The sequence below is a fragment of the Rhodopseudomonas sp. G2_2311 genome, assembly GCF_047501505.1.
Classification (GTDB): Bacteria; Pseudomonadota; Alphaproteobacteria; order Rhizobiales; family Xanthobacteraceae; genus Rhodopseudomonas; species Rhodopseudomonas palustris_H.
Genome location: NZ_JAZDRK010000002.1, coordinates 62,756 through 87,156, shown reverse-complemented (window position 1 = coordinate 87,156; position 24,401 = coordinate 62,756). Strand labels below are relative to the sequence as shown.

The following is a 24,401-nucleotide window of genomic DNA, read 5'->3' as shown; positions in this document are numbered from 1 at the left end:
CCACTCCCGACTCAGAACGAGTCAGCGATTCGGCCGCGTTTCGTTCCGGACTCGTTCCAGCCCTTAATCGGCGATTGCTGCGGCGTCGCGATGTGACACAGATCTGACCGCGACCACGCAGAAATCCACTCGAAATGCCCAACCTGTACTCTGAAGCGTTTACCAATGACCGCGTCCCCGGCGCCGGCGTGACCGCGGTGCTAGGCCCGACCAACACCGGCAAGACGCATCTGGCGATCGAGCGGATGGTCGCGCACCCGTCGGGCCTGATCGGTCTGCCACTGCGGCTGCTCGCGCGCGAGGTCTATAACAAGATCGTCGACAAAGTCGGCGCCAACGCCGTCGCGCTGGTGACAGGCGAAGAGAAGATCAAGCCTTCCAAGCCGCGCTACTGGGTCTCGACCGTCGAGGCGATGCCGCGCGATCTCGACGTCTCGTTTCTGGCGGTCGACGAAATCCAGATCGCGGCCGACCTCGAGCGCGGCCACGTTTTCACCGACCGGATTCTGCGTCGGCGCGGCCGCGACGAGACGCTGCTGCTCGGCGCCGCGACGATGCGGCCGATGATCGAGCGGCTGTTGCCCGGTGCCAGTATCGTCACCCGGCCGCGGCTGTCGCAGCTCGAATATGCCGGCGACCGCAAGCTGACTCGGCAGCCACGACGGACCGCGATCGTCGCGTTCTCGGCCGACGAGGTCTATGCGATCGCCGAATTGATCAAGCGCCAGCACGGCGGTGCCGCGGTGGTGCTGGGCTCGCTGAGCCCGCGCACCCGCAACGCCCAAGTGGCGATGTTTCAGTCCGGCGACGTCGATTACCTGATCGCCACCGATGCAATCGGCATGGGGCTCAATCTCGATGTCGATCACGTCGCGTTCGCATCCGACCGCAAATTCGACGGCTATCAGTTTCGCCGCCTGACCCCGCCTGAATTTGCTCAGATCGCCGGGCGCGCCGGCCGCGCCACCCGGGACGGCACCTTCGGCACCACCGGGCGCTGCGCGCCGTTCGAGCCCGAGCTGGTCAACGCGTTGCAAAATCACAGCTTTGAACCGGTGAAGATGCTGCAATGGCGCAACGCCGAGCTGGATTTCGCCTCGCTCGGCGCGCTGCAGGTGTCGCTGGCGGAGTCGCCCCGGCACGAGGCGCTAACGCGCGCCCCGGTCGCCGAGGATCTCCGCGTGCTCGACCACGTTGCCCGCGACCCCGAGGTGCGCGAAATCGCGCAGGGCAAAGCCGCGGTGGAGCGGCTATGGGATGTCTGTCAGGTCCCGGACTACCGTAAGATCGCACCAGCGGCTCATGCCGAGCTAGTGATCACGCTGTACCGGTTCTTGATGCAAAAGGGGCGGATACCGGATAGCTGGTTCGCTGCCCAGGTCGATCAGGCGGATCGCACCGACGGCGGTATCGACACGCTTTCCGCGAGAATTGCGCAAATCCGCACCTGGACCTTCGTCGCCAACCGGCCGGATTGGCTCGCCGACCCCGAATACTGGCAGGGCATCTCGCGCGACGTTGAAAATAAATTGTCAGATGCGTTGCATGAACGGCTCACGGAACGTTTCGTCGATCGCCGGACCAGTGTATTGATGCGCCGCCTGCGGGAAAACACGATGTTGAATACGGAAATTGGCAAGACTGGTGAGGTGATCGTCGAGGGCCACGTGATTGGCCGGCTCGATGGCTTCACCTTTGCGCCCGACGCGGCCGAGGCCGGCTCGGATGCGAAGGCGTTGCAGGCGACGGCGCAAAAGGCGCTAGCCGGCGAAATCGACGCGCGCGCCGAGAAATTGTCGAACGCACCGGACGATCAGTTCATCCTGACCTCAGACGGGACCATTCGCTGGACCGGCGATGCGGTCGCGCGGCTGGTGGGCTCGGACGACGTGCTGCGGCCACGGCTGCGGATCATCGCCGACGACCGTCTGGCCGGCGCGCCGCGCGAAGCGGTGCAGACCCGTCTCGACCTGTGGCTCAAGACACATGTCGAAAAGATCCTCGGACCGCTGTTCGAACTCGGCAAAGCCGAGGATGTCAGCGGCATTGCCCGCGGCATCGCCTTCCAGCTGATCGAGGCGCTCGGCGTGCTGGAGCGCGCCAAGATCGCGACCGAGATGAAGGATCTGGACCAACCGTCGCGCGCGACTTTGCGCAAATACGGTGTGCGGTTTGGCGCCTATCACATCTACTTCCCCTCGCTGCTGAAGCCGGCGGCGCGAGCGCTTGCCTCGCTGCTGTGGGCGCAGAAGCAGGACAATGTCGACCTTGCCGCGCTGTCCAGCGCGCAGCATCTCGCCGGCAGCGGCCGCACCTCGTTCCCGGCCGACAAGGCGCTGGATCGCGATGCCTACCGCACGCTGGGCTACCGGTTGTGCGGCGAACGCGCCGTCCGCGTCGACATTCTCGAACGTCTCGCCGACCTGATCCGCCCTGCGCTGGCGTGGCGTGAAGGCGCGCCCGGCGAGAAGCCGGCGGGTGCGTTCGACGGCCGCAGCTTCGTCGTCACCCAGGCGATGACGTCGCTGACCGGTTCGGCCGGCGAAGACTTCGCGTCGATCTTGAAGGCGCTCGGCTACCGCATGGAGCGGCGCCCGGCGCTGCCCCAGGCGCCCAAACCTGCCGAAGCTGCGGCTCCGGCCTCGACCGAGGCGGCGAGCACGACCGAAATGTCGGCTGAAGATCAGGCCATCCTGGCCGGCGCGATCGCGTTCGAGCCGTCGCCGGCCGACGGCGAGGCTGCCGAGCCTGCGCCGAGTGCCGACGAACAGCCCGTCGCCGAGCAGCCCGTAGCCGAGCAGTCTGTAGCTGTTGCAGCGGAGTTGGTTGCGGAAGCCACCAACACCGAGACTACGGAGCAGCCCGCTGCTGAAGCCGGCGAAGCCGCCGCGACCGAAGCGACCACAGCTGAAGCTTCGCCCGCAGCTGCCAGCGACGAAGCAGCGCCGGCCGCCAAGGCGGAGCCGGAGCTGGTTGAAGTCTGGCGTCCAGGTGGACGCTCCGACGAGCATCGGCCGCGTCACGATCGTAACCGCCATCGCAATCGTCCACAGCACGGCGCTCCTGCCGGCGCGACTGAAGGCGAAGCGGCCGAAGCCAAGGGTGACCGTGGTGGAGGGCGCGGCAAGGGTGATTTCCGTCGCAATCGGCGCGATCAGGAAGGTGAAGGCGGACGCCGCGAGGCTTCCGGCGAAGGACGCCCACCGCGCGAGCGCTTCAAGGGCCGCGACAAATTCCAGGACAAGTATCAGGGCGGGCCGAAGGGTGGCCGCGACAACCAGGGCGGCTCGCACCGGCAGGTGCATTCCAGCGCCCCGCGTGAGCGCGACCGGCCGATGGATCCGAATTCGCCGTTCGCCAAGCTCGCCGCGCTGAAGGAGCAACTCACCGCCGGCCGCAAGGACTAAGGCGCGCCGGCATAGCCAGTGGTTCGGGCTTGGAGCGTCAGCGTCTCGATAAATGGCTGTGGCATGCGCGCATCGTGCGCGCCCGCACCAGCGCTGCGGCTCTGGTCGAACGCGGCCACGTTCGCATCAATGGCGTGCGCGAGACCTCACCGGGGCATGGCATCAAGACCGGCGACGTGCTGACGATTGCGCTGGATCGTGGCGTGCGGGTGCTGAAGGTGGTTGGGTTCAGTGAGCGCCGCGGCGACGCCGAGTCGGTTACTGGACTTTATGCCGATCTCGGAATGCCACGGGAATAGGCATCGACACTTGCGGCTGCGGAGCTCCTGCGGTACGCAAACACTCAAAATTAGAACCGTTCCGGAGCGTTGGGATGACTTACGTCGTCACTGAAAACTGCATCAAGTGCAAATACACCGACTGCGTTGAAGTCTGCCCCGTGGATTGTTTCTACGAGGGCGAGAACATGCTGGTCATCCATCCGGACGAATGCATCGACTGCGGCGTGTGCGAGCCGGAATGCCCGGCGGAAGCGATCAAGCCGGATACCGAGCCGGGCCTCGAGAAGTGGCTTGAGCTGAATTCGGAATACGCCAAGACGTGGCCGAACCTGACCCAGAAGAAGGACGCTCCGGCGGACGCCAAGGAGTTCGACGGTCAGGCCGGCAAGTTCGAGAAGTACTTCTCTTCGGAGCCGGGTTCGGGCGACTAAGCCGAAGGTCTTGAGAAGGCCGGCTCAGCCGGCCGACCAGCTTAACCCTGTTGACGAGATGAGCCCCGGGGCACCGCCCCGAATGGGCTGGAATCGTCATAAATCATTGATTTTTGCGGGGAATGTGCTATATTTAGCACATTCGTCAACTCCGGCATGCCGTTTGCGGCCGGGAAGGGTTCCCCGTCAAAAGCAACGAACAGGGGCGTGGCGGTTCCACGCGCAGGCTGTGTCACAGAAAACGCGTAAAACGAGTGTTTCTTCAAAGGGTGCCAAGTCGGCATCTGCGGCCAGCCGCGGAGCCACAAAGAGCCGTTCGAAGGCTTCTGTCAAGGACACCCGGACAGCCGCCAAAGCGACCGCCGCAAAGGCTTCTGTTTCCAAGACCCAGACCAAGGCGGGCGCCAGCAAGGCGAGCGCCACCAAACACGCTACCGCAAAGGGGTCTGCTGCAAAGGCTTCGGCCTCTAAAGCTCCGGCCTTCAAGTCCTCGAAAATCAAAAGAAGTGAAATGCCAACCAAGTCTGCGAAAACTCCCGCCAAGCCGGCGGCCTCCAAGCCCGTCGCCGCACCCAAGCCGGCGGCGAAGCCTGCCAAGGCTGCCGTTGCCCCCAAGGCGGAGGTGAAGGCCGAGGTCAAGACCGAGGTGAAGGCGCCCGTTGCCAAGGCGGCGGTGAAGCCGGAAGTGAAGCAGCCGGTGGCGGCGTCCAAGCCGGCGGCCCCGGCGCAGGCGCGCGTCGAGGAGCCGAAGAAGGCCGTGACCCAGCGCCAGGGCTTCAAGGCCAACGAATTCGTGGTCTATCCGGCCCACGGCGTCGGCCAGATTCTGGCGATCGAGGAGCAGGAAATCGCCGGCGCCAAGCTCGAGCTGTTCGTCATCAACTTCATCAAGGACAAGATGACGCTGCGCGTGCCCACCGCAAAGGTCGGCAATGTCGGTATGCGCAAGCTGTCCGATCCGGCACTGGTTAAGAAGGCGCTGGAGACGCTGAAGGGCCGTGCCCGCGTCAAGCGGACGATGTGGTCGCGCCGGGCGCAGGAATACGAAGCCAAGATCAATTCGGGCGACATCGTTGCGATCGCCGAGGTCGTCCGCGACCTGTATCGCTCGGAATCGCAGCCGGAGCAGTCGTACAGCGAACGCCAGCTCTATGAAGCCGCGCTCGATCGTCTGTCGCGCGAGATCGCGGTGGTGCAGCACATCACCGAGACCGAAGCCGTCAAGGAAGTCGAGAGCCAGCTCGCCAAGAGCCCGCGCCGCGGCGCCAAGGCCGAGGCGGAAGCCGAAGCCGAGTCCGATGCGGATCTCGACGGCGATTCCGACGACGAGGCGGTGACCGACGAGGCCGCGTAAGCAGCCGCATTCGGTTTGAAAGCAAATCAGGCCCGGCCATCCAGCCGGGCCTTTTTCGTGGGCCAAGACCTGTTCATCGGTCAGTCGACGACGATCTTCACCAGCTCGCGCGGCTTGACCTGGGCGTGGGCGTCGAGGCCGTTGAGCACACGGAAGCGCTCCAGCGGCCGGTCGACGCCCGACATCCGGTGCGACAGCGACTCCACGGTGTCGCCGGGCTGCACGCTGATCACCTTGATGCGTAGCGGTCGCGCGGCCTGGATCTCCTCCAGCGACAGTCGCCGGAACGAATTCACCGTCTCACGCGCGTTGCGGTCGCTCTCGGCGGTGCGCTGCCGGGTCGCGAAGATGAAGCGATAGACGTCGCTGCCGAACCGCAACGCGTAGACCCTGAACTGCCACTGCTCGCCGCGCGCCGTCACCGACGCGGTCGGGAAGCCGTTGACGGTCAGTTCCTCGGTCGAGCTCTTGTCGACGTTCTCCATCCAGCCGGAGTTCAGATAGTCGGCGAGCGACTGCTCGGCCGGCACCCGGACGACGTCGAACCGCATCGCCTGATTGCCGCCTTCGCGTAGGCCGATCACCGCCTGTGCGGTGTTGTCGAGCGTGAACGAGTCCGGCACCTGGAAGGTGAAGCCGAGCTTGGGATGCAGGAAGCGCCGCCCGCGCACGAAGCCTTCGCTCGGGTCTTCGCCATAGACGATGTTGTCGATCGCGTTGAGATAGGCCTCGCGGTCGCGCTCGCCGCGTTCGCCACGCCAGCCACCTTGCGGCGCGGTGTATTGCCGGGCGTTGTTCTGGGCGTTGCTGACGCGCTCCGGCGTCGCCGGATGCGACGACAGAAAGTCGGTGCGGCTGTCGCCGGTGGCGCGATTGGCCTTGAGCGCCGCGTTGCGCTCCATCGCGGTGAGGAAGCGCGCCGCGCCATAGGGATCGAACTGCGCCCGCGCCGAGATGCCGATGCCGATGCCGTCGGCTTCGAGCTCCTGCTGCCGCGAGAAGCTCGCCATCGACAGCTTGGTCTTGGCCAGCGCCAGCGCCGTCATACCCGGGTCGTTGCCCATGTCGGTGACGACGCGCGCGACCAGCGCCGCCTGCCGTGCCTGGTCCTCGCGGATGGCGGCGTGCTTGGCCAGCACATGCGCCATCTCGTGCGACAGCACGGACGACAATTCCGATGTGTCAGTGGCGAGCGCGATCAGCCCGCGGGTGACGTAGAGCTGGCCGGTCGGCAGCGCGAAGGCATTGACGGCGCCGGAATTGAGGATCGTCACCTTGTAGGTCAGGTCGGGCCGATCCGACGCCGCCACCAACCGGTCGACGATGCCGGAGATTAGCGCTTCGAGCTTGGGGTCGTCATAGGCGCCCCCATAGGTCGCGAGGATGCGCTCGTGTTCGCGCTCGGCGGCGGGAGATTGGGCTGGTGGGCGGTTGGGTTTTGTGGGCGGGGCGGCGACGACCGGGCCGGTCTCGAACCTGGAAGGATCGCCGCAGCCGGCCAGCGTCAGGGCAGCACCCAGCAGCAGCCACGCCGCCACCTGGCGGCGGCCCTTGCGGAAGTTGCGCCGTGCTGCACCCCAATTCACGCGACTGCTCACTTTCGGGCCCTTCAGTCCCCGCCCGCTCGTTCGATCTGTCCCACGTCGCGCACCGCCATACTCGCCCCGGCCCGCTTTTCGACCCAGCCGCGCACCCGAATTCGTTGTCCTGTCAGAGACTTGGGTGCGAGCCCGGCGGCCTCGAACGACCCGATGATGCGCCTTGAAATAGTCACCGCAAAGCCACGAGTCCAGCGACCGCCAAAGTTGAGATAGACCGTCGAACCGACTTCCCGCACCGAGCTGATTCGGCCTTCGACCACGGTAAAGCGCCCTATCCAGGTCACCATATCGCCGGAATTTGCGGCGTTTTTTATGACATCCCTCGCCATCCAGATACCGACCGCCGCAGCGCGGGCGCCAGCTTCGGCCGCCAGCAGGTCCTTCCGGCAGTCCGCCGGGAGGACGTCGATCCCGACCAATGCACCACCCTCGGCCAGCAGCCGGCGCTGCACCAGCTCCCTGCCCGGCTCCGTCATGACGAAGGCCGATTGCCGGCCATAGCGGTCCGGCCCGTCGTCGGGCCCATGCAGCAATACCTTTCGGCCGAGCGTCAGGGCCGACAGGGCCGCGACCTCCGCGTCATATCGTTCGCGGCCCGGCTCGATTCCGGCGAGCCGGATTTCGCGGCCGTCGGCCAGGCGCAGCGTGCGCGGATCGATCACCGACGCCACCACGCCCTCGCCCAGCTCCGGCAGATCCAAACAGCCGGCCGCCCCGGCGCCGCCCGCCTGCGACAGCAGCACAGCACCGCCGCAGATCGCGGTCAGCCACCAAGCGCTGTTTCGCCGAAATGCCATCGAGACCGCCGTGCTGATTCGGGTTCGCCGCAACCATCACGAAGACTAGCGATCCGCGCGACCCCGGCGAAGTGGAATGGCTATCGGTCTCGGTCGAGACGCTGATCGTTATGCGACGGGCCGATGAGCGATATCGCAGGCCCGTGCAGCGCGTATCGCGCGGGCCCCGCAGTCGTAATCGCGCGGCTACTAATCGCCTCAGATGCATCACGTGTAGTAACAAGCCTCTGCACGCGCAGACTCATTCCACTCGCCGGAAAACGGCGTCGCTTGCCGCGCAGCAGGCGATGCGGCATGATCGCGCCCAATCATCAGAAGCGCCGCGATCATGATCGGCGCTCGCCAGGGAGGATGTCTTGAAGCCGTTCCGCAGCACTCTACTCGCATGTCTGTCGATCGCAGCGATCACCGCCGCGCAGGCGCAATCGCAGCCGCCGCTGAAGCTCGGCGCAATCCTCGACATGTCGGGCCTTTATGCCGACATCACCGGAACGGGCAGCGAGACTGCGGCCAAGATGGCGGTGGAAGATTTCGGCGGCACGGTGCTGGGGCGCAAGGTCGAGATCATCGCCGCCGACCATCTCAACAAGGCCGATCTGTCCGCCAACATCGCCCGCGACATGCTCGACAATCAGGGCGTTGAAGCGATCATCGACGTCGCCGCCTCGGCGACCGCGCTGGCCGCCGCTGAGATCGCCAAGGCCCGCAACAAGATCATCATGTTCTCCGGCCCGGGCTCGATCCGGCTCAGCAACGAAGCCTGCGGCCCCTACACCGTGCACTACGTGTTCGACACCTTCGCGCAGGCCAACACCACCGGCCTTGCGGCGGTGAAGCAGGGGCTCGACACCTGGTTCTTCCTGTCGGCCGACTACGCGTTCGGCCAGGACCTCGAGCGCGACACCACCAACGTCATCAAGGCGTCGGGCGGCAAGGTGCTGGGCAGCGTCAAGCATCCGCTCAACACCTCCGACTTTTCCTCATTCCTGCTGCAGGCGCAAAGCTCGAAAGCCAAGGTGATCGGCCTCGCCAATGCGGGCGGCGACACCATCAACGCGATCAAGCAGGGCGCCGAATTCGGCATCACCAAGGGCGGCCAGAAGATCTCGCCGCTGCTCGCCTTCATCTCCGATATCGACAGCGTCGGGCTGGAAACCGCGCAGGGCCTGATCCTGGCCGAAGCATTCTATTGGGATCTCAACGACGAGACCCGTGCGTTCTCCAAGCGCTTCATGGAGCGCACCAAGCGGATGCCGACCTCGGCCCAGGCCGGCCTGTACTCCGAAACGATGCACTACCTGCAGGCGGTCAAGGCGGCCGGCACCACCGATGCAGCTGCGGTGACCAAGAAGATGAAAGAAATGCCGATCAACGACTTCTTCGCCAAGAACGGCAAGATCCGTGAGGACGGCCGGATGGTGCACGACATGTACCTGTTCGAGGTCAAGAAGCCGTCGGAATCGAAGGGCCGCTGGGACTACTACAAGCTGCTCGCGACCGTCCCGGGGGATCAGGCGTTCCAGTCGCTCGCCGATTCCCGCTGCCCGCTGGTGAAGAAGTAGCTCGATCAACACCGTCATCGCGAGGAGCGCAGCGACGAAGCAATCCAGCTCAGTGCACGGCGCTGGATTGCTTCGCCTTCGGCTCGCAATGACGGACTACCCATAGTCCGAGACCGCGCCGAGGCGCGCGTCATCCAGACAGGCGCTGGGGCACAACGAACAACAACAAGGATCCGCCATGACCGACATCGTCCTGCAAGATCTCGACCGCGGCCTGCTCACCATCACGATGAACCGTCCCGAGCGGCGCAATGCGCTCAATCAGGACATGATCCGGGGCCTGGTCGAGGCGGCGCATCGCGCCAAGGACGATCCGGACGTCCGCGCGGTGCTGCTGAAGGGCGCCGGCGGCACGTTCTGCGTCGGCGGCGACGTCAAGTCGATGGCGGCTGCGGGTGCTCCGCCGCCGCTCGAACAGAAGGTGGCGAACCTCCGCCGTGGCATGGAGGTGTCTCGTATCCTACATCAGATGCCGAAGCCGGTGGTGGCGCAGATCGACGGCGCGGCCGCCGGAGCAGGCCTGTCGATGGCGCTCGCCTGCGATCTGCGGGTGGCGGGCGCGTCGGCCAAGATCACCACCGCCTTCGCCAAGGTCGGGCTCTCCGGCGACTTCGGAGGCACGTACTTCCTGACGCATCTGATCGGCGCCGCGAAGGCCCGCGAGCTGTATCTCACCTCGCCGGTGCTGACCGCCGAGCAGGCGCAGGCACTCGGCATCGTCAGCCGCGTAGTCCCCGACGCCGAGGTCGAATCCGCTACGCGCGAGCTTGCGCTGTCGTTGGCACAGGGCCCGACCGTGACGCTCGGCTACATCAAGACCAACATCAACAACGCCGAAACCCTGTCGCTCGAAGCCTGTTTCGACGGCGAGGCGCTGCATCACTCGCGCTGTGCCGAGACTGCCGACCACAAGGAAGCCGCCGCCGCCTTCGTCGAGAAGCGCGCGCCGGTGTTTCAGGGCCGCTGACGATGGCGCCGTTCCTCCGCCTGCGCCAGATCTGCCTCGTCACTGAGCCGATCGAACCCGCTGCCTCGCGTCTCGCCACGATCCTCGGGCTGAACATCTGCTACCGCGATCCTCACGTCGGCAAATACGGCCTCGAGAACTTGCTGCTGCCGGTCGACGCGACGCTCTTGGAAATTGTCTCACCGACCCAGCCGGGCACCGCGGCGGGCCGCTTCCTGGAGAAGACCCAAGGCCGCGGCGGCTACATGGCGATCTTCTGTTGCGACGATCCCGACGCCCGCGGCCGTCACGCCGCCAGCCTCGGGGTTCGCACCGCCAATGTGATCGATCACGCGCCGTATCGCGGCGTCCAGCTCCACCCGCGCGACTGTCGCGCCGCCTTCATCGAGCTGAACCACACTGCAGGCAGCGACAACATTCGCGGGCCCTACCCGCCGGCGGGTCCGGATTGGGCCAAGGCGATCCGCACCGACACCACGCAGGCGCTGACCGCAGTCGAGATGCAAAGCCCCGATCCGGCCGATCTCGCCGCGCATTGGGGCCGCATTCTCGAACTGCCAGTGGAAACGGATGCAGATGGCGTCGCCGAACTGCGCCTGCCGAACGCCACGTTCCGGTTCGTGCAGGGCGCCAGCGAGGCGATGACGGCGCTGACGTTTAAAGTGACGGATGCGGAGAAGGTTCGCGCAACCGCACAGGCGCAGGGCGTGCCGCTCACCGCCAACGGCTTCCGCCTGGCAGGCGTCGAGTTCAGGCTGACCGCCTAACTACGAGTCATTCCGGGGCGCTCGCAAAGCGAGCGAACCCGGAATCTCTGGCGTCCATCAAGGTGCGAAATAACTTCGGGATTCCGGGTTCGCGCTGCGCGCGCCCCGGAATGACGACGTGGGGCCGACGAGAGTTTTGCCCTACCGTCCCTTGAAATGCGCGACGCGGCGTTCTTCGGTGGCTTTGACGCCTTCCTTGAAGTCTTCGGTGGCGCGCAGGCGGGTCTGTTCGGCGAGTTCGTGCTTGGTGGCTTCCATCACCCGGTCGGCCAGGCCGGCGCGCATGGTGGCGCGGGTCGACAGCAGGCCGAGCGGCGAGCATTCGGCGATCTCGCGGGCGAGCTTCAGTGCGCCGCTGCGCACCTCGTTGATCGGCACCAGCACGTTGGCCAAGCCCATCTGCACCGCTTCTTCGCCGGTGACGCGGCGCGAGGTATAGAACATCAGCTCGGCGTTGTTCTTGCCGATCAGTTCCGGCAGCGTCACGGTGAGGCCGAAGCCGGGATGAAACCCGAGCTTGGTGAAGTTGGCCGAGAACCGCGCCTCGGCGCAGGTGACGCGGAAGTCGGCCGACACCGCGAGGCCCAGTCCGCCGCCGATCGCGGCGCCGTGCACCGCTGCGATGATCGGCTTCTTGGCGCGGAAGATCCGCACCGCCTCGTAGTACAGATGACCGATCTCGCCGAGGCTGTCGGCCGGATCGCCCTTCGCCGCCGCCGGGTCGGCTTCCTGCCTGGCCGGATCGCCGAAATTGGCGCCGGCGCAGAACGCCTTGCCTTGCGCCGCCAGCACGGTGGCGCGCACTTGCGGATCGGCGTCGATCTCATCCAGCGCGTTGGCGATCTGCCGGATCAGCGAGATGTCGAAAAAGTTCAGCGGCGGCCGCTGGATCTCGATGGTGGCGACATGGCCGTTCTTTTCGACCGCGATATCGGTGTAGCTGCTCATGATTGATCCTCGATCGTTCGATGCGCGCCGGCGTCAGCGCAGGCCGAGCCCGCGGGCGATGATGCCGCGCAGCACCTCGGTGGTGCCACCCTGGATGGTGAGCTTCGGCGCCAGCTTGGTGGCGAACGCCGTCAGCTCGTCGAGCGTGGCATGGTTCGATGCCTCGCCGTCGACGAAGGCGGCGAGTTCACGCACCCGGTGCGGCAACTGCTGCTCCCAGATCGTGCCGATGTCCTTGACGATCGAAGCTTCCACCACCGGCTCCTTGCCGGCCTGCAGCATGCCGGCGACCGACACCGACATCCGCCGCATGGTGTGCAGTTGCGCCACCAGCCGGCCGATACCCTCGGCGCCGCGGGTGTCCGGATCGGGACCGAGCGCGCGCACCAGTTCGGTGAGCACGTAGTAGGTCTCGAGAAAGCGTTCCGGCCCCGAACGCTCGTAGGCGAGTTCGGAAGTCGCCTGCTTCCAGGCGCCGTCGACCTCGCCGAGCAGATGATCGTCCGGCACGAACACGTCGGTGAACACCACCTCGTTGAATTCGTACTGCCCGGTGATCTGCGCGATCGGGTTCACCTTGATGCCCGGCGACTTCATGTTGACCAGGAATTGGGTCAGCCCGTGGCGGCGGTTTTCCTTGGTCGGCGGCGAGGTGCGGAAGATCGCGATCATGTAGTCGGCGATGTGCGCCGAGGTGGTCCAGATCTTCGAGCCGTTGATCAGGTAGCCGCCGTCGGTCTTGGTCGCCTTGGTCTTGGCAGCGAACAGATCGGAGCCGGAATTCGGCTCGCTCATGCCGATCGCGAAGCACAATTCGCCGCGGCAGATCCGCGGCAGAATGTCCATCTTGATGTGCTCGGGCGCGTATTTCAGCAGCACCGGTCCGCTCTGGCGATCGGCGACGAAGAACCGCCGGGTCGGCGCATTGGCGACACGCATCTCTTCGGTGACGACGTAGCGCTCCAGGAAGGTGCGCTCGTGGCCGCCGTATTTCTTGGGCCAGGTCATGCCGAGCCAGCCACGCTCGCCGACGCGGCGGGAGAACTCAGGCGCGTCGGAATCTTCGCGCTGCGGCTTATTCGGATCGAAGGTGCCGGCGGCGATCTCTTCGGCAAGGAAGGCGCGGACTTCCTTGCGCAGTTCTTCGCAGACGGGCGGCAGGCGGATCGGATCGAAACGGAGGGCGGCGGTCATCGCATTATCTCGCTACGTTGATGCGGTCAGCGCGAAGCGACCAGCGGCCACAAATCATCGGCGCCGCGCGCCGCGACCATGCGGCCGAGCTCGACCGCCCAATGGCTCTCGTTGCCGAAATCGTCACGCCAGGCGAGCGCGCGCAGGCTGAAGCGATGCAGGATGTGCTCGCGGGTGAAGCCGATCGCGCCGTGCACCTGATGGGCGATCGCCGCGCCTTTCTCAGCCGCTTCAGCGCAGCGGATTTTGGCCGCACTGGCTTCGAGGAACACGGCGTCGTCGAAGCCTTCGGCGCTGCTGATCGCATCGGCCGCGGAAGTTGCGGCGGCCAAGGCAGCCGACGTCTCGCCGGCGAGCTTCGCCAGATTGTGCTGCACCGCCTGGAATTTGCCGATCTTCTTTTCGAACGCGACGCGCTCATTGGCGTAAGTCACGCTGCGGTCGAGCAGCGTTTCCAGCGCGCCGGCGATCTGCAGGCTGCGCGCGACGGCGCCCATCAGCATCAGCGAAGTCTGATCGAGCCCTTCGGGGGCGGGCGCCGTGGTAATCGGCGCGACCTTGTCGAAGGTGACGACATCCGACGCATCGCCCCCAAGGCCGAGGCCTTTGTCGATCCGACACGCGGACGCCGGCACCAGCGCGATCTTCGCGCCGGCGGGGCTCTGCGCCAGCACGGCGATATGCTGCGCGTCTTGCGCGAACGGCACGCTGCGCGCGCGACCCGACAGCTTGCCGTCGGCATCGAGCGTGAGGCGATCTTTCGGATGGGCAGGCGCGATCGTCATGGCGCCTTCCGGCGCGGCGATCTTGCCCTGCGCCAACAGCCAGCCGGCCAGCATGGTCTCGGCGAGCGGCACTGCGAGGCCGGCGCGGCCTGCTGCGTTGAGGACACCGAAGCCTTCGGCAAGGCTCGCGCCCGAGCCGCCGAATTCCTCCAGCACCCATGACAGCGGCAGCCCGGATTCACTCAGCGCCTGCCACAGCGGCGCCTTCCAGGTTTCGGCTTTGTCGGCGTTGATGGTTTGCGCATCGGCGAGGTCGGCGAAGATCTTCTCCGCGGTCTCGACCACGATATTGTCGGTCTCCGTCACGGCGTTTCCCGGTTGCGCACTCAGCTCCCGGCGGATCGCCAAGCATGTGTGCTGGTCTTGTTGTTGCGCGGCATGATGCGGAAAAGCTGAAACGAACACAAGCGCAGCCGGCACGGGGCGGATTGCGCGCCGGACATGGTCGAAACCCCTCACGCCGTAGGCTTATTCCGCATCATGGGCTTTGCCGGCTTGCTCTCGATATCGCAACCGATATGGTTGCGGCGACGCGGCGAAGCCGGTTCGATGCAAAGGGAGTGAAGATGTCAGACGGACTGAACGTAATCGTCACCGGGTCGGCCTCGGGCCTCGGCGCCGCGACCGCCAAGATCCTCGCCAAGGACGGCGCGCGGCTGGTGATCAACTACGCATCGAGCAAGGACGACGCAGAAAAGACCGCCGAAGAGTGCCGCAAGCTCGGCGCCGCCGAAGTGATCGTGGTGCAGGGCGACGTCGCCAAGGACGAGGATTGCAAACGCATCGTCGAAGCCGCTGCCCCCTGGGGCAAACTCGACGCGCTGGTGAACAACGCCGGCACCACCAAGCACGTGGCGCATCATCTGCTCGATCAATTGTCGGCCGACGACTTCCAGCGGATCTACGCGATCAACACCATCGGCCCGTACCAGATGGTCCGCGCGGCGCGCGAGCTGCTCATCGCCGGCGCCAAGGCGGCCGGCCGTGCTGCGGCGGTGGTCAACGTCTCGTCGGTCGCAGGCATCAGCGGCATCGGCTCGTCGATCGCCTATGCGGCCAGCAAGGGCGCGCTCAACACCATGACGTTGTCGCTGTCGCGCGCGCTGGCGCCGAATATCCGCGTCAACGCGATCTGCCCCGGCTACATCGACACGCCGTGGTTCACCAAGGGCCGCGGCGCCGAGGAAGCCAAGCAGGTGCGCGACATGGTGGTGTCGCGCGTGCCGCTGAAGATCGCCTCGACCGCCGAAGACATCGCCGAATTGGTCTGCTTCCTGGCAACGCCGAAATCGAGCAGCATGACCGGCGAACTGGTGCGGATGGACGCCGGCATGCACCTGGCCGGCTGACGTCACATCCGCAGGCAGCAGTGAGCGGCCCGGCAAACCGGCCGCGACAGTCTCAGCGCGGATCGTAGGGATAGCGATTGCCGGGATCGGAGATCACCCGCCGCGCCACCAGCCTGTTCCAGATGAACAGCACAGCCACCGCGCCGATCGTCGCGGTGATGAAGCCGGCGCCCTGATTAGGGCCGTAGTGCCCGATCATCTGCCCGACTGCGGTCGCAAGGAACGCGCCAGCGATGCCGAGGACCGTGGTGAGCACGAAGCCCTGCGGATTGTTCGGCCCCGGCGACAGCACCCGCGCGACGATGCCGGCAATAAAGCCGACCAGCAGAATCCAGAGTAACCCGCCCATCTTCCGTATCCTTTCTCACGGTCCGCTCCGGACCGCTCGCAACCAAAGCAACTACAACCCGGCCGCTGCCGATCAGATCCAGCGCGACGCTTCGTCGTCGGTCGGCAGCCGCCCGTCCGGGGTGAGCTGGTCGACTACGTCGGGCAGATAGCGACTGAGGCCGTCGAGCAGTTCGTCGCGCGACATTCCGGTCTGCCGGGTCATCGCGTCGATCTGCTCAGAGCCGAGCGCGTTGGCGAGATCGCTCGGGCCGATCTGCTGGTTGGGGCCGTGACCGACCCAGGAGTTGGCGGCATCGCCGAGACCATTGTGCTGGAGCTGCCGCAGCAGATCGCCGAGTCCGCCCGACAGCACGCTGCCGGCCGCACCGCCGAGCACCAGGCCTCCAAGACCGCCCTTCAGGAAGTCACCCCAACCACCGCCGGTATTCGCGGGCGGAGGCGCCGGCACCGGGCGCGGCTGATTGGCCGGCGCAGCCTGCGGCTGGCCGCTGGTCATATGTCTGTAGGCCTTCCACGCCAGCAACGCGAGAATCGCCATGGTGAACTTGGACATGCCGCCGCTTTTGTCCTGCGGGTCGGCCGGGCCGCGCGGGCCGTTCTGCATGCCGTTGAGGATGTCGAGCAAACCCATCGAGACCTCCTATGTGGTGCCGGCACGGCGCCGCTCCGGCGCGGCGCTCCCGGCCGGCATCACAACGTAGGAAGGGGTGATGGAGTTTCCAAGGCGGACCCGGCGGTCGCGCCGAATCCGAAAACCGTACCTGTCGCTCAGCTGGTGATGCGCGCGTCGGCGACTGCCTTCTTGAACAACGCGTTCATCGCTTCGGCGATACCCTGGGTGGGACTGACCTCGAAGTAGAAGCCCGGCGACGCGCAGGCTTCCATGTTCTGCGCGATCTCGCTGTTCGGCGACGGGCCGTAGGGGCCGGCGTTGAACGGCGCGATCCACTGCTTGTACCAGTCGTTGCTCGGCAGGTTGAGATAGGTGGTGTACAGCACCGCGATCTTGACGCCGCGATCCTTCAAGGTCTTGCACAACGCCGGATTGATCGGCGACTGGCAGCGGTTGCCGGTCTTCGGCTTCAGGCAGCTCGGATTGTATTCGTCGGCGACGCCGTCCGAGACAAAGAACAGATATTTCTGCGGCGAGCCGGACACGCCCGAGCCGGGCGCGCTGATCTCTTTGTTGATGGCGGGAAAGATCGTCGTGTAGCTGGTGTCCTGATCGTTGTTGTCGTTCTGACCCTTCACCGTCATCAGGTCGATCGCGCTCGCCGCGGTCTTGGCACTCGACAGGCTCGCCGATAGCGAGAACAGGTTGCGCAGTCCGGCAGACTGGGCCGACGCGCCGAAATCGTAGATCGCCATGCGGAACTGATTGGAGTAGGTCGCGGTCGCGTTCGCGGTGTCCATCAGTTGCTGCGTGGCGCTGCGCAGCACGTCGATCCGGGTGGTGATACCGAGCGACTTGGCCAGATTGTAGTAGTTATTCTTGTTGTTGACGTCGTGACAGGCGAACGCGCAGTGATCGTCCGACGACTTGTTGGCGGTGGCCGCGATCATCGCCGACACATCGTTGGGGGTGGCGCCTACACCCATCGACGGTGAATTGTCGAGCAGCAGATAGAAATCGATGTATTTCGGCATGCTGGCGGTAGCGGTGGACGTGCCGCCCACCGTCATGGCCGACATCCCGACCACCTTCACGAACATCGTCGAGATCTGGGCTGAAAACGTGACCTGCGAGGTGACGACGTCCGACGCCTTGGTCACCGTCGCCGATGAGCTGGCGAGGGTGTAGCCGGTCAGGCCGTTCAGATTGCCGTTGAAGATCCGCAGTGCGTCATCCGCACCGGACGAAATCACACCATCGCCCGACATCGCTCCGGCGGCCACATAGGCCGGCGAGGTCCGCGACACCGCACCGACCGAGGCCGCATCCGCGGCGGCCTGCAGCTTGCTTCGCAGCGCATTGGCGCGGCTATAATCGACCGCGCAGCCGATTGCGGAGATCAGCGGAACCAATACCAGCGCAAAAATCACCGCGATATTGCCGCGCCGGTCACGAGAAAAGCGAGCTATCGACCTCGAAAACGTCATGGGTACGCCCGACTAACACAGCCGGGCGCAAACCTAACGGGGGCCGCCTAAGCAAGATTTAAAGTCTATGACGAAACAACGGCTGAAGCCGGCGCCGGGCGACAATCGGGTGGAGCCCGATCGCGGTCAGCAAGCCCGACTTCCGGGTGGCGATCGGACCGCCGCTCTGCTATGGGAGGCTCCTGCTCGCGGCCCTGGCCGCAGCCGGACGGTCCCGTAGCTCAGCCGGATAGAGCGGCGGTTTCCTAAACCGTAGGTCGGATGTTCGAGTCATCCCGGGATCGCCAGCTTTGCTCCCCGGCACGGCTGGCCGGCACGAGGCCGGCCAGGTCGACGGGCAAGCCCCCCTTCGCTCACACCTTCACCATCCGCTTGCCGCGGTTTTCGCCGGCCAGCAGGCCGATCAGCGCCTGCGGGGTGTTCTCCAGGCCGTCGATGACGTCCTCCTGCACCTTGAGCTTGCCGCTCGAGACCCACTCCTGCAGCTTGGCGACCGCTTCGTCGCGCTGATCCATGTAGTCCATCACGATGAAGCCCTGCATGATCAGCCGCTTCACCACGATCAGGCCGGGGATGCCGCGCGGCCCGGTGGCCGAGGGGGTGCGGTCGTATTGCGAGACCGCGCCGCAGCAGGCGATCCGGCCCTTCAGGTTCATCTGCGGCAGGCAGGCTTCGAGAATGTCGCCGCCGACATTGTCGAAATACACATCGATGCCGTTCGGCGCCGCGGCGCGCAGCGCCTTGAACAAAGCTCCGTCCTTGTAGTCGACCGCGGCATCGAAGCCGAGCTCGCTCACCAGCCAGTCGCACTTCTGCTTGCCGCCGGCGATACCGACGACGCGGCAGCCTTTGATCTTCGCAATTTGGCCGACGATCGAGCCGACCGAACCGGCCGCGGCCGACACCACCACCGTCTCACCGGCGCGCGGCTTGCCGATGTCGAGCAGCCCGAAGTAAGCGGTCAGGCCGGCGATGCCGTAGACGCTGAGCAGATGCGTCATCGGCTCGACCTTGGGCAGCTTGGCGAGATGCTTGGCGGGCAGCGCCGCATAGTCCTGCCAGCCGGTATCGGCAAACACGAGATCGCCCGGCGCCAGGCCCGGCGCTTTCGAACTCACCACCTCGGCGACGCTGCCGCCCGGCATCACGCTGTCGGTTTCGACCGCGGCCCGATAGGTCGCGCCCTGCATCCAGGCGCGGTTAGCGGCATCAAGCGAGATGTAGCGAACCTTGACCAGCGCCTCGCCGTCTTTCGGCTCGGGAATCGGCGATTCCGCCAAACGGAAATGCTCCGGGCCGAGTTTCTCCTTCGGCTTCTCGATCAGCAGGATCTGGCGGTTGACGGTCGCGGTCATGAGCTTCCTTGTTGCTTGATGGGAATGCGGACGCGACGCGATCTTAGTTGATCCGCGGCGAAAGGAAATCGGCGACGCCGAAGGCCGTGCTGTTAGATCGCCATCGCCTGCATCACGCGATCGAGCGCGCGGGTGTAGACCTGCCGGGCGACGTCCGGAAACCGGCGGCTGAGCGATTCGATCATCACGCCCGAATTGATCTCGAGCACGCGGGGGCCTTGCGCGGTCCACACCACATCGACGGCGCCGAAGCCAAGACCGATCGCACCGGCCGCTTCGGCCGCAAGCGCGACGCAGCTGTCGCGCAGCTCGCCATCGCCGAGTAGTTCGGGCTCCGCGCCGAATTCGAGATTGTGCCGCCAATCGAGCCGGAACTGCGCGCCGGCCGGCACCACGGCATCGAGCGCAGCGTGATCCGCCGGCAGGTTCGCCAGCACGGCGCCGAGCCGGTCCGCCGGGACCGCGTCGAGCAGAAGTTGCAACGCGCTGCGCACGCCGTCGCCGCTGATCGCCGGCCGCTTCTTTTCGTAAACCACCAGCGGCGCCCGATCGAGCAGGATGACGCGGACTTCGCGGGCGATGTCGAAATACGGCGCGATCGCCAGATTTTGGTTAGCGGCCAAGATGGCGGTCGCGGCGCGCTCGAGCTCGAGCTCGGTGGTCGCTTTGAAGACCAGATGTCCGCAGGTGCCTTCGTTCGGCTTCAGCACGAGTCCTGCGGGATTGGCACGCAGCATCTCCAGCATCGCCGACCAGTGGCCGCTGCTCGGAACGTACTTGAAGTGTTCGTGATTCATGAACAGCCGATGCGGCACGCAGGCAATGCCGGCCGCACCGAGGATGTCGGCGGTCGCCGCCTTGTCATTGGCGAGGCGGTGCGTCACCGAGCTGTTCAGACCGAAATCGTAACCATAGATGAAGTGCCGGGCGTCCCCCTTGCTCAGCACGATCAGCCAGCCGTCGAGCCCGAGCGTGACGTCGACGCCGCGCGCGCCGCAATAGTCTTTGACGATCCGGACGATCACGCGGTCGGCATATTGCATCGGGGGTCTCGTCAACAGGCGGTGACCGGCGCGGCGGACGGCTGCCGGCGGGGGCGCGGTGGGATCGCTTTGCAGCGGCGAAATGTCAAGCCGAACCGCATCGCCCGACACTCAGGGCGCCAGCCATCGTCACAGGATTGCGACCGCGGCGTGACCGGATGATCGCGGAAGCTCCGAGGTTATCGAGGCCGGCGCGCCGTGCTATACCGCGGCCCGGTCGCCGCACTCACACGCACGGGGCTCCCCGCTGCGGCGGCTGATCGAACGTCCGTCCTGCCGACCCCCGCGGGGATTCCATGGAAACGCTGCTGCTTCCGCTCTCGCCGCGCTACATCGTTCTCACTGTCTGCGCCGTCCTCACCGCTCTCCTCGCCGCACTCGCAGCGTTCGACGCCCACACGCCGCTGTTCGGCGTGGTGCTGGTGCCGCTGCTGGTGTTCGGGGCGCTGACGCTGCTCGGCATCCACGATCTGTTGCAGACCAATCACGCGGTGCTGCGCAACTATCCGATCTCGGCGCATCTGCGCTTCCTGCTCGAAGAAATGCGCCCGGAGATGCGGCAGTACTTTTTCGAGAGCGAGAAGGATGGCAAGCCGTTCAGCCGCGACACCCGCGCGCTGATCTATCAGCGCGCCAAGATGGAACTCGATAAGCGTCCGTTCGGGACTCAGAAGGACGTCTATGGCGACGGCTATGAGTGGATGCACCACTCGGTGGCGCCGCGGCCGCATGCCGACGAGCCGTTCCGGATCACGATCGGCGGACCGGATTGCGCCAAACCTTATTCCGCCTCGGTGTTCAACATCTCGGCGATGAGCTACGGCGCGTTGAGCCCGAACGCGATCCGCGCGCTCAATGCCGGCGCCAAGAAGGGCGGCTTCGCGCACGACACCGGCGAAGGCGGCGTCAGCCCGTATCACCGCGAGCACGGCGGCGACCTGATCTGGGAAATCGGCTCCGGTTACTTCGGCTGCCGCACCCGCGACGGCCGGTTCGATCCCGAGGCGTTCGCCCGGGTCGCGGCCGACGACCAGATCAAGATGGTCGAGCTGAAGGTCAGCCAGGGCGCCAAGCCGGGCCATGGCGGCGTGCTGCCGATGGCCAAGATCTCCGAAGAGATCGCGCAGATCCGCGGCGTCGGCATGGACGAAGACTGCGTCTCGCCGCCCTATCACAAGGCGTTCTCGACGCCGATCGAGATGATGCGGTTCATCGCCGAGATGCGCCGCCTCGCCGGCGGCAAGCCGGCCGGCTTTAAGCTCTGCATCGGCCACCCGTGGGAATTCCTGGCGATCTGCAAGGCGATGCTCGCCACCGGGATCTATCCGGACTTCATCGTGGTCGACGGCAAGGAGGGCGGCACCGGCGCAGCCCCGCTGGAATTCATGGACCACCTCGGCATGCCGATGCGCGACGGCGTCAGCTTCGTGCACAACGCGCTGATCGGAATCGGCGCCCGCGACCGCATCAAGCTCGGCACCTCGGGCAAGATCGCCACCGGCTTCGACGTCGCGCGCGCCATGGCGCTCGGTGGGGACTGGTGCAACTCGGCGCGCGGCTTCATGTTCGCGCTCGGCTGCATCCAATCGCTGAGCTGCCACACCGACCGCTGCCCGACCGGTGTGACCACCCAGGAGCCGTCGCGCTACCGTGCGCTGGTGGTGCCGCACAAGCTGGAGCGGGTTTACAACTATCACCGCGCGACGTTGCACGCGCTGGCCGAACTGGTGGCGGCCGCCGGCCTCGACCATCCGCGCGATATCCGCCCGTATCACTTCTCGCAGCGGACCTCGCCGTCGGATGTCATCTCGCTGGCGCAGCTCTACCCGGCGCTGCGTCCGGGTGAGCTGCTGGAGGGCACCGCCGATCCCCGTTTCAAGCAGGCCTGGGCAATGGCCCGAGCGGAGAGCTTTGCGCCGGTGGTTTAACGCTCATCATCGCAGCGCAGGTGGGTGCGTTAGAACTCCCCGTGTACCCGGCCTGAGAACACCGAGACCGGGCCGCGGTCGGCGTTGTAGGCGGGGTTGGCGATCAGCTGATAGTCGGCGGTCGCGGTCCACGACGAGTTGAGCGCCAGCGCGTAGTAGCTTTCGAACACCCGCTCGCGGCGATAGTTCAGCGCGCCGTCTCCGATCAGCGGGCCGAGCCCGCCTGCGGCGAGAAAATCGCGGTGATCACGCGACAAGCCGTTGAGCGCGCCGGCGATGCCGATCACGTCGTCCGGGCGGCCCCAGCGCTGGCCGCGGATCGACACGCCGCCCGACAGGCTGCTGTCGATATCGGTGAACGCCATGATCTCGTTCTTGCCGTCGTTCCAGCTCCAGCGGCCGAACACGCCGATGTCGTCGGTGACCGCCTGTTCAAGATTCAGCGCGTAGCCGTATTTGATCCGGCCGCGGCGGGTCTGGGTGATGTCGAGGTTCAGCGACGGATCGTTCAGCGTCTCGCGATAGCTGCCCGAATAGGTGCTGTTGATGAAGCCCAGCGTGCGCAGCTTGCCGGGAAGGCCGAACAGCGAATAGCGGGTCTCGAGCTCGGCGACGTATTCGCCGCGCTTGAGCAGCTTCATGTCGTAATTGTTCGAGTTGGATTCGGCGTCGACCAGGAAGTAACCGGCGCGGATCGCCCATTGTTTCTGGTTGAGTTCGGCGGTGGCGCCGTAGCCGAGGCCGAGCTTGTCGGCGGCGTAGTCGAACGCGCCCGAGGCCCAGATCGACCAGTTCATGAAATCGCGGCGGGGATCATGCGCGTAGGAGTTGCCGTCGAACACGTCGATGACGCTGAAGCGGCCGACCTGCAGCGTCAGCCGCGAGATGTCGGCCTTGCCGGAGAGCTGCGAACCGCTCGATGCCAGTTGTTCCTGCTCGCCGCCGAGCCCAAAGGTCTGGCGCAGATAGAACCGCGACGGGCTGAAATGCGGATAAGCGAAGCCGGACTTTTGCGCTTCGCCGTTCGGGAAGCCGCCGGCGCCGACGGTGTCGCTGAGCCCGTAACCCTGCAGGAATTCCGGGTTGAAATAGAACTCGCCGCCGTCCCACAGCCGGACATTGGCGAACAGGCTGGTGCTCCAGGTGTTCTTGAACTGCGCGCCGGGAAACAGGCTGTTGGTGCCGCTATAGGGTGCCCGGAACGACGGATAGCCCTGCCCGATGAAGGTGGTCTGGCCGTGGAGCTCCCAGCGATCGGTCTCCGGATCGGCCACCGCGGCGAGCGACGGGAAGGTGTCGGCGCTGCCGGTGCCGAACCAGTCGATCTTGCGGTTCACGCCGACACGCACGGCCTGCAGGTTCAGCGACGTCGCGTAGCTCGCGCCGGTCGGCAGCGCGACGGTGGCGTTCTGATACTGGCTGTAGAGATATTCGATCCGCGCGCTCCAGTTCGGCGTGAAGCCGTATTCGACGCCGGCACCCGCCGCCCAGCCGATCCGTGCGTTCATCACGCGGCCGACGTCGGGGTCGGTGAGATAGCGCTCGTGCTCGAAGGCGAGGCCGCCGGTGACGTAACCGAGCCATCGGCCGGCGATGACGCCGAGCCGGGCGCGGACCGTGCCGTAATAGTCGAGGTGCTGCAGCGTGTTGGCGGTGCCGTTGTCGAACTCCGACAGCACCGCGTTCTGCGGCAGATAGCTCGGAAACGAGATGTCGGCTTCGACACCGAGCAGCAGGTTCGATCCGGTGACGAAATTGTAGCCCGCATGGGCGCCCGCGGTGGCGCCGCCTGCGCCGTTGCTGTTCTGCGCAATCGAATTGGCGTCCTGCAGCGTCGCGCCGGCATGGCCGCGGACGTAGCCCGCATGGGCGCCGACGTAGAACCCGCTCCAGTCATATGTCGGGTCCGGCCGCGGCTTGCCAATGCCGCCCGCGGCTGCGCCCTGCGGCAGCAGCAACGCGGCGGCGGTCGCCGCGCCGGCGATCAGCGTTGAGGCGGACGGGCGCCGAAAGGTCCGATTATGCGGCGAGCACAGCTCACGCGAGGCGAGGTCGCGGCGGTCCGAAATCGGGCTGGCGGGGCATCGTCGAACAGTCATCAAGCTCACCTGAAACGCAAAAGAGCGCGCGGCGATTGGTCGCGCCTCGTCACCCCGACGGCATCTGAATGTCGTTCGCAAC

21 protein-coding genes and 1 tRNA gene are annotated in these 24,401 nt (G+C 65.9%); 10 read left to right on the top strand and 12 right to left on the bottom strand.

Annotated features, from left to right (window positions below):
* Positions 1–134: 134 nt before the first annotated feature.
* The 3 genes from VRZ08_RS03330 to fdxA all read left to right on the top strand — a co-directional run bounded on the left by VRZ08_RS03330 (position 135) and on the right by fdxA (position 4,119).
* Positions 135–3,407, top strand: a complete 3,273-nt coding sequence (locus tag VRZ08_RS03330; protein ID WP_414531561.1) for a helicase-related protein — start codon at positions 135–137, stop codon at positions 3,405–3,407.
* A gap of 29 nt (positions 3,408–3,436) precedes the next feature.
* Positions 3,437–3,706, top strand: coding sequence for an RNA-binding S4 domain-containing protein (locus VRZ08_RS03325; protein WP_414531560.1), 270 nt, complete (start codon positions 3,437–3,439; stop codon positions 3,704–3,706).
* Positions 3,707–3,780: 74 nt separating this feature from the next.
* Positions 3,781–4,119, top strand: a complete 339-nt coding sequence (gene fdxA / locus VRZ08_RS03320) for a ferredoxin FdxA (protein ID WP_164573739.1) — start codon at positions 3,781–3,783, stop codon at positions 4,117–4,119.
* 186 nt (positions 4,120–4,305) lie between these two features.
* Here the strand turns inward: fdxA and VRZ08_RS03315 are convergent, their stop codons facing one another.
* On the bottom strand, positions 4,306–4,641 hold the full coding sequence (locus tag VRZ08_RS03315) for a hypothetical protein (RefSeq protein WP_159060638.1): 336 nt from the start codon (positions 4,639–4,641) through the stop codon (positions 4,306–4,308).
* On the opposite strand from VRZ08_RS03315, the gene VRZ08_RS03310 reads away from it, so the two are divergent.
* Positions 4,631–5,473 (top strand): CarD family transcriptional regulator, encoded by an 843-nt coding sequence (locus VRZ08_RS03310; RefSeq protein WP_164573738.1) that lies wholly within the window; start codon positions 4,631–4,633, stop codon positions 5,471–5,473. The genes VRZ08_RS03315 and VRZ08_RS03310 overlap by 11 nt on opposite strands.
* An 80-nt stretch (positions 5,474–5,553) precedes the next feature.
* Here VRZ08_RS03310 and VRZ08_RS03305 read toward each other — a convergent pair whose 3' ends face one another.
* Together VRZ08_RS03305 and VRZ08_RS03300 are read right to left on the bottom strand one after the other, a co-directional pair.
* Positions 5,554–7,071, bottom strand: coding sequence for a M48 family metalloprotease (locus VRZ08_RS03305; RefSeq protein WP_408017629.1), 1,518 nt, complete (start codon positions 7,069–7,071; stop codon positions 5,554–5,556).
* Between the two features lie 11 nt (positions 7,072–7,082).
* The gene (locus tag VRZ08_RS03300; RefSeq protein WP_414531559.1) at positions 7,083–7,871 is read right to left on the bottom strand and encodes a thermonuclease family protein; all 789 of its coding nucleotides are present in this window, start codon (positions 7,869–7,871) and stop codon (positions 7,083–7,085) included.
* 356 nt (positions 7,872–8,227) lie between these two features.
* Here VRZ08_RS03300 and VRZ08_RS03295 point away from each other — a divergent pair, with 356 nt between their 5' ends.
* The 3 genes from VRZ08_RS03295 to VRZ08_RS03285 all read left to right on the top strand — a co-directional run bounded on the left by VRZ08_RS03295 (position 8,228) and on the right by VRZ08_RS03285 (position 11,167).
* Positions 8,228–9,433: an ABC transporter substrate-binding protein gene (locus VRZ08_RS03295; RefSeq protein WP_164573900.1), complete on the top strand. Its 1,206-nt coding sequence runs from the start codon at positions 8,228–8,230 to the stop codon at positions 9,431–9,433.
* Positions 9,434–9,611: 178 nt separating this feature from the next.
* Entirely contained in the window at positions 9,612–10,400 is a 789-nt protein-coding gene (locus VRZ08_RS03290) for an enoyl-CoA hydratase (protein WP_414531558.1), read from the top strand.
* 2 nt (positions 10,401–10,402) lie between these two features.
* Positions 10,403–11,167, top strand: a complete 765-nt coding sequence (locus VRZ08_RS03285) for a hypothetical protein (protein WP_414531557.1) — start codon at positions 10,403–10,405, stop codon at positions 11,165–11,167.
* Positions 11,168–11,308: 141 nt separating this feature from the next.
* Here the strand turns inward: VRZ08_RS03285 and VRZ08_RS03280 are convergent, their stop codons facing one another.
* Genes VRZ08_RS03280 through VRZ08_RS03270 form a run of 3 tightly spaced genes read right to left on the bottom strand, consistent with a single transcriptional unit; the run spans position 11,309 to position 14,400 of the window.
* Positions 11,309–12,115, bottom strand: coding sequence for an enoyl-CoA hydratase/isomerase family protein (locus tag VRZ08_RS03280; RefSeq protein WP_414531556.1), 807 nt, complete (start codon positions 12,113–12,115; stop codon positions 11,309–11,311).
* A gap of 33 nt (positions 12,116–12,148) precedes the next feature.
* On the bottom strand, positions 12,149–13,309 hold the full coding sequence (locus VRZ08_RS03275) for an acyl-CoA dehydrogenase family protein (RefSeq protein ID WP_107342697.1): 1,161 nt from the start codon (positions 13,307–13,309) through the stop codon (positions 12,149–12,151).
* Positions 13,310–13,335: 26 nt separating this feature from the next.
* Entirely contained in the window at positions 13,336–14,400 is a 1,065-nt protein-coding gene (locus tag VRZ08_RS03270; RefSeq protein WP_414531555.1) for an acyl-CoA dehydrogenase family protein, read from the bottom strand.
* 260 nt (positions 14,401–14,660) lie between these two features.
* Here VRZ08_RS03270 and VRZ08_RS03265 point away from each other — a divergent pair, with 260 nt between their 5' ends.
* Positions 14,661–15,443 carry an SDR family NAD(P)-dependent oxidoreductase gene (locus VRZ08_RS03265; protein WP_414531554.1) on the top strand — a complete coding sequence of 261 codons (783 nt, stop codon included), beginning with the start codon at positions 14,661–14,663 and terminating at the stop codon, positions 15,441–15,443.
* Between the two features lie 52 nt (positions 15,444–15,495).
* Here VRZ08_RS03265 and VRZ08_RS03260 read toward each other — a convergent pair whose 3' ends face one another.
* The 3 genes from VRZ08_RS03260 to VRZ08_RS03250 all read right to left on the bottom strand — a co-directional run bounded on the left by VRZ08_RS03260 (position 15,496) and on the right by VRZ08_RS03250 (position 17,894).
* Positions 15,496–15,792, bottom strand: coding sequence for a GlsB/YeaQ/YmgE family stress response membrane protein (locus VRZ08_RS03260; protein WP_414531553.1), 297 nt, complete (start codon positions 15,790–15,792; stop codon positions 15,496–15,498).
* Positions 15,793–15,864: 72 nt separating this feature from the next.
* The gene (locus VRZ08_RS03255) at positions 15,865–16,425 is read right to left on the bottom strand and encodes a YidB family protein (protein ID WP_414531552.1); all 561 of its coding nucleotides are present in this window, start codon (positions 16,423–16,425) and stop codon (positions 15,865–15,867) included.
* Positions 16,426–16,562: 137 nt separating this feature from the next.
* Positions 16,563–17,894, bottom strand: coding sequence for a TadE/TadG family type IV pilus assembly protein (locus tag VRZ08_RS03250; RefSeq protein ID WP_414531551.1), 1,332 nt, complete (start codon positions 17,892–17,894; stop codon positions 16,563–16,565).
* A gap of 210 nt (positions 17,895–18,104) precedes the next feature.
* Here VRZ08_RS03250 and VRZ08_RS03245 point away from each other — a divergent pair.
* Positions 18,105–18,181: transfer RNA gene (locus VRZ08_RS03245), tRNA-Arg, on the top strand.
* Between the two features lie 66 nt (positions 18,182–18,247).
* Here VRZ08_RS03245 and VRZ08_RS03240 read toward each other — a convergent pair.
* Positions 18,248–19,249, bottom strand: a complete 1,002-nt coding sequence (locus tag VRZ08_RS03240; RefSeq protein ID WP_119017545.1) for an NADP-dependent oxidoreductase — start codon at positions 19,247–19,249, stop codon at positions 18,248–18,250.
* A gap of 92 nt (positions 19,250–19,341) precedes the next feature.
* Positions 19,342–20,292, bottom strand: coding sequence for a hypothetical protein (locus VRZ08_RS03235; protein WP_264075298.1), 951 nt, complete (start codon positions 20,290–20,292; stop codon positions 19,342–19,344).
* Positions 20,293–20,588: 296 nt separating this feature from the next.
* On the opposite strand from VRZ08_RS03235, the gene VRZ08_RS03230 reads away from it, so the two are divergent.
* Positions 20,589–22,220 carry an FMN-binding glutamate synthase family protein gene (locus tag VRZ08_RS03230; protein WP_414531550.1) on the top strand — a complete coding sequence of 544 codons (1,632 nt, stop codon included), beginning with the start codon at positions 20,589–20,591 and terminating at the stop codon, positions 22,218–22,220.
* Between the two features lie 29 nt (positions 22,221–22,249).
* On the opposite strand, the gene VRZ08_RS03225 is transcribed toward VRZ08_RS03230, so the two are convergent.
* A complete protein-coding gene (locus VRZ08_RS03225) occupies positions 22,250–24,319 on the bottom strand; it encodes a carbohydrate porin (RefSeq protein WP_414531549.1) in 2,070 nt (689 codons plus the stop codon).
* Between the last annotated feature and the right edge of the window lie 82 nt (positions 24,320–24,401).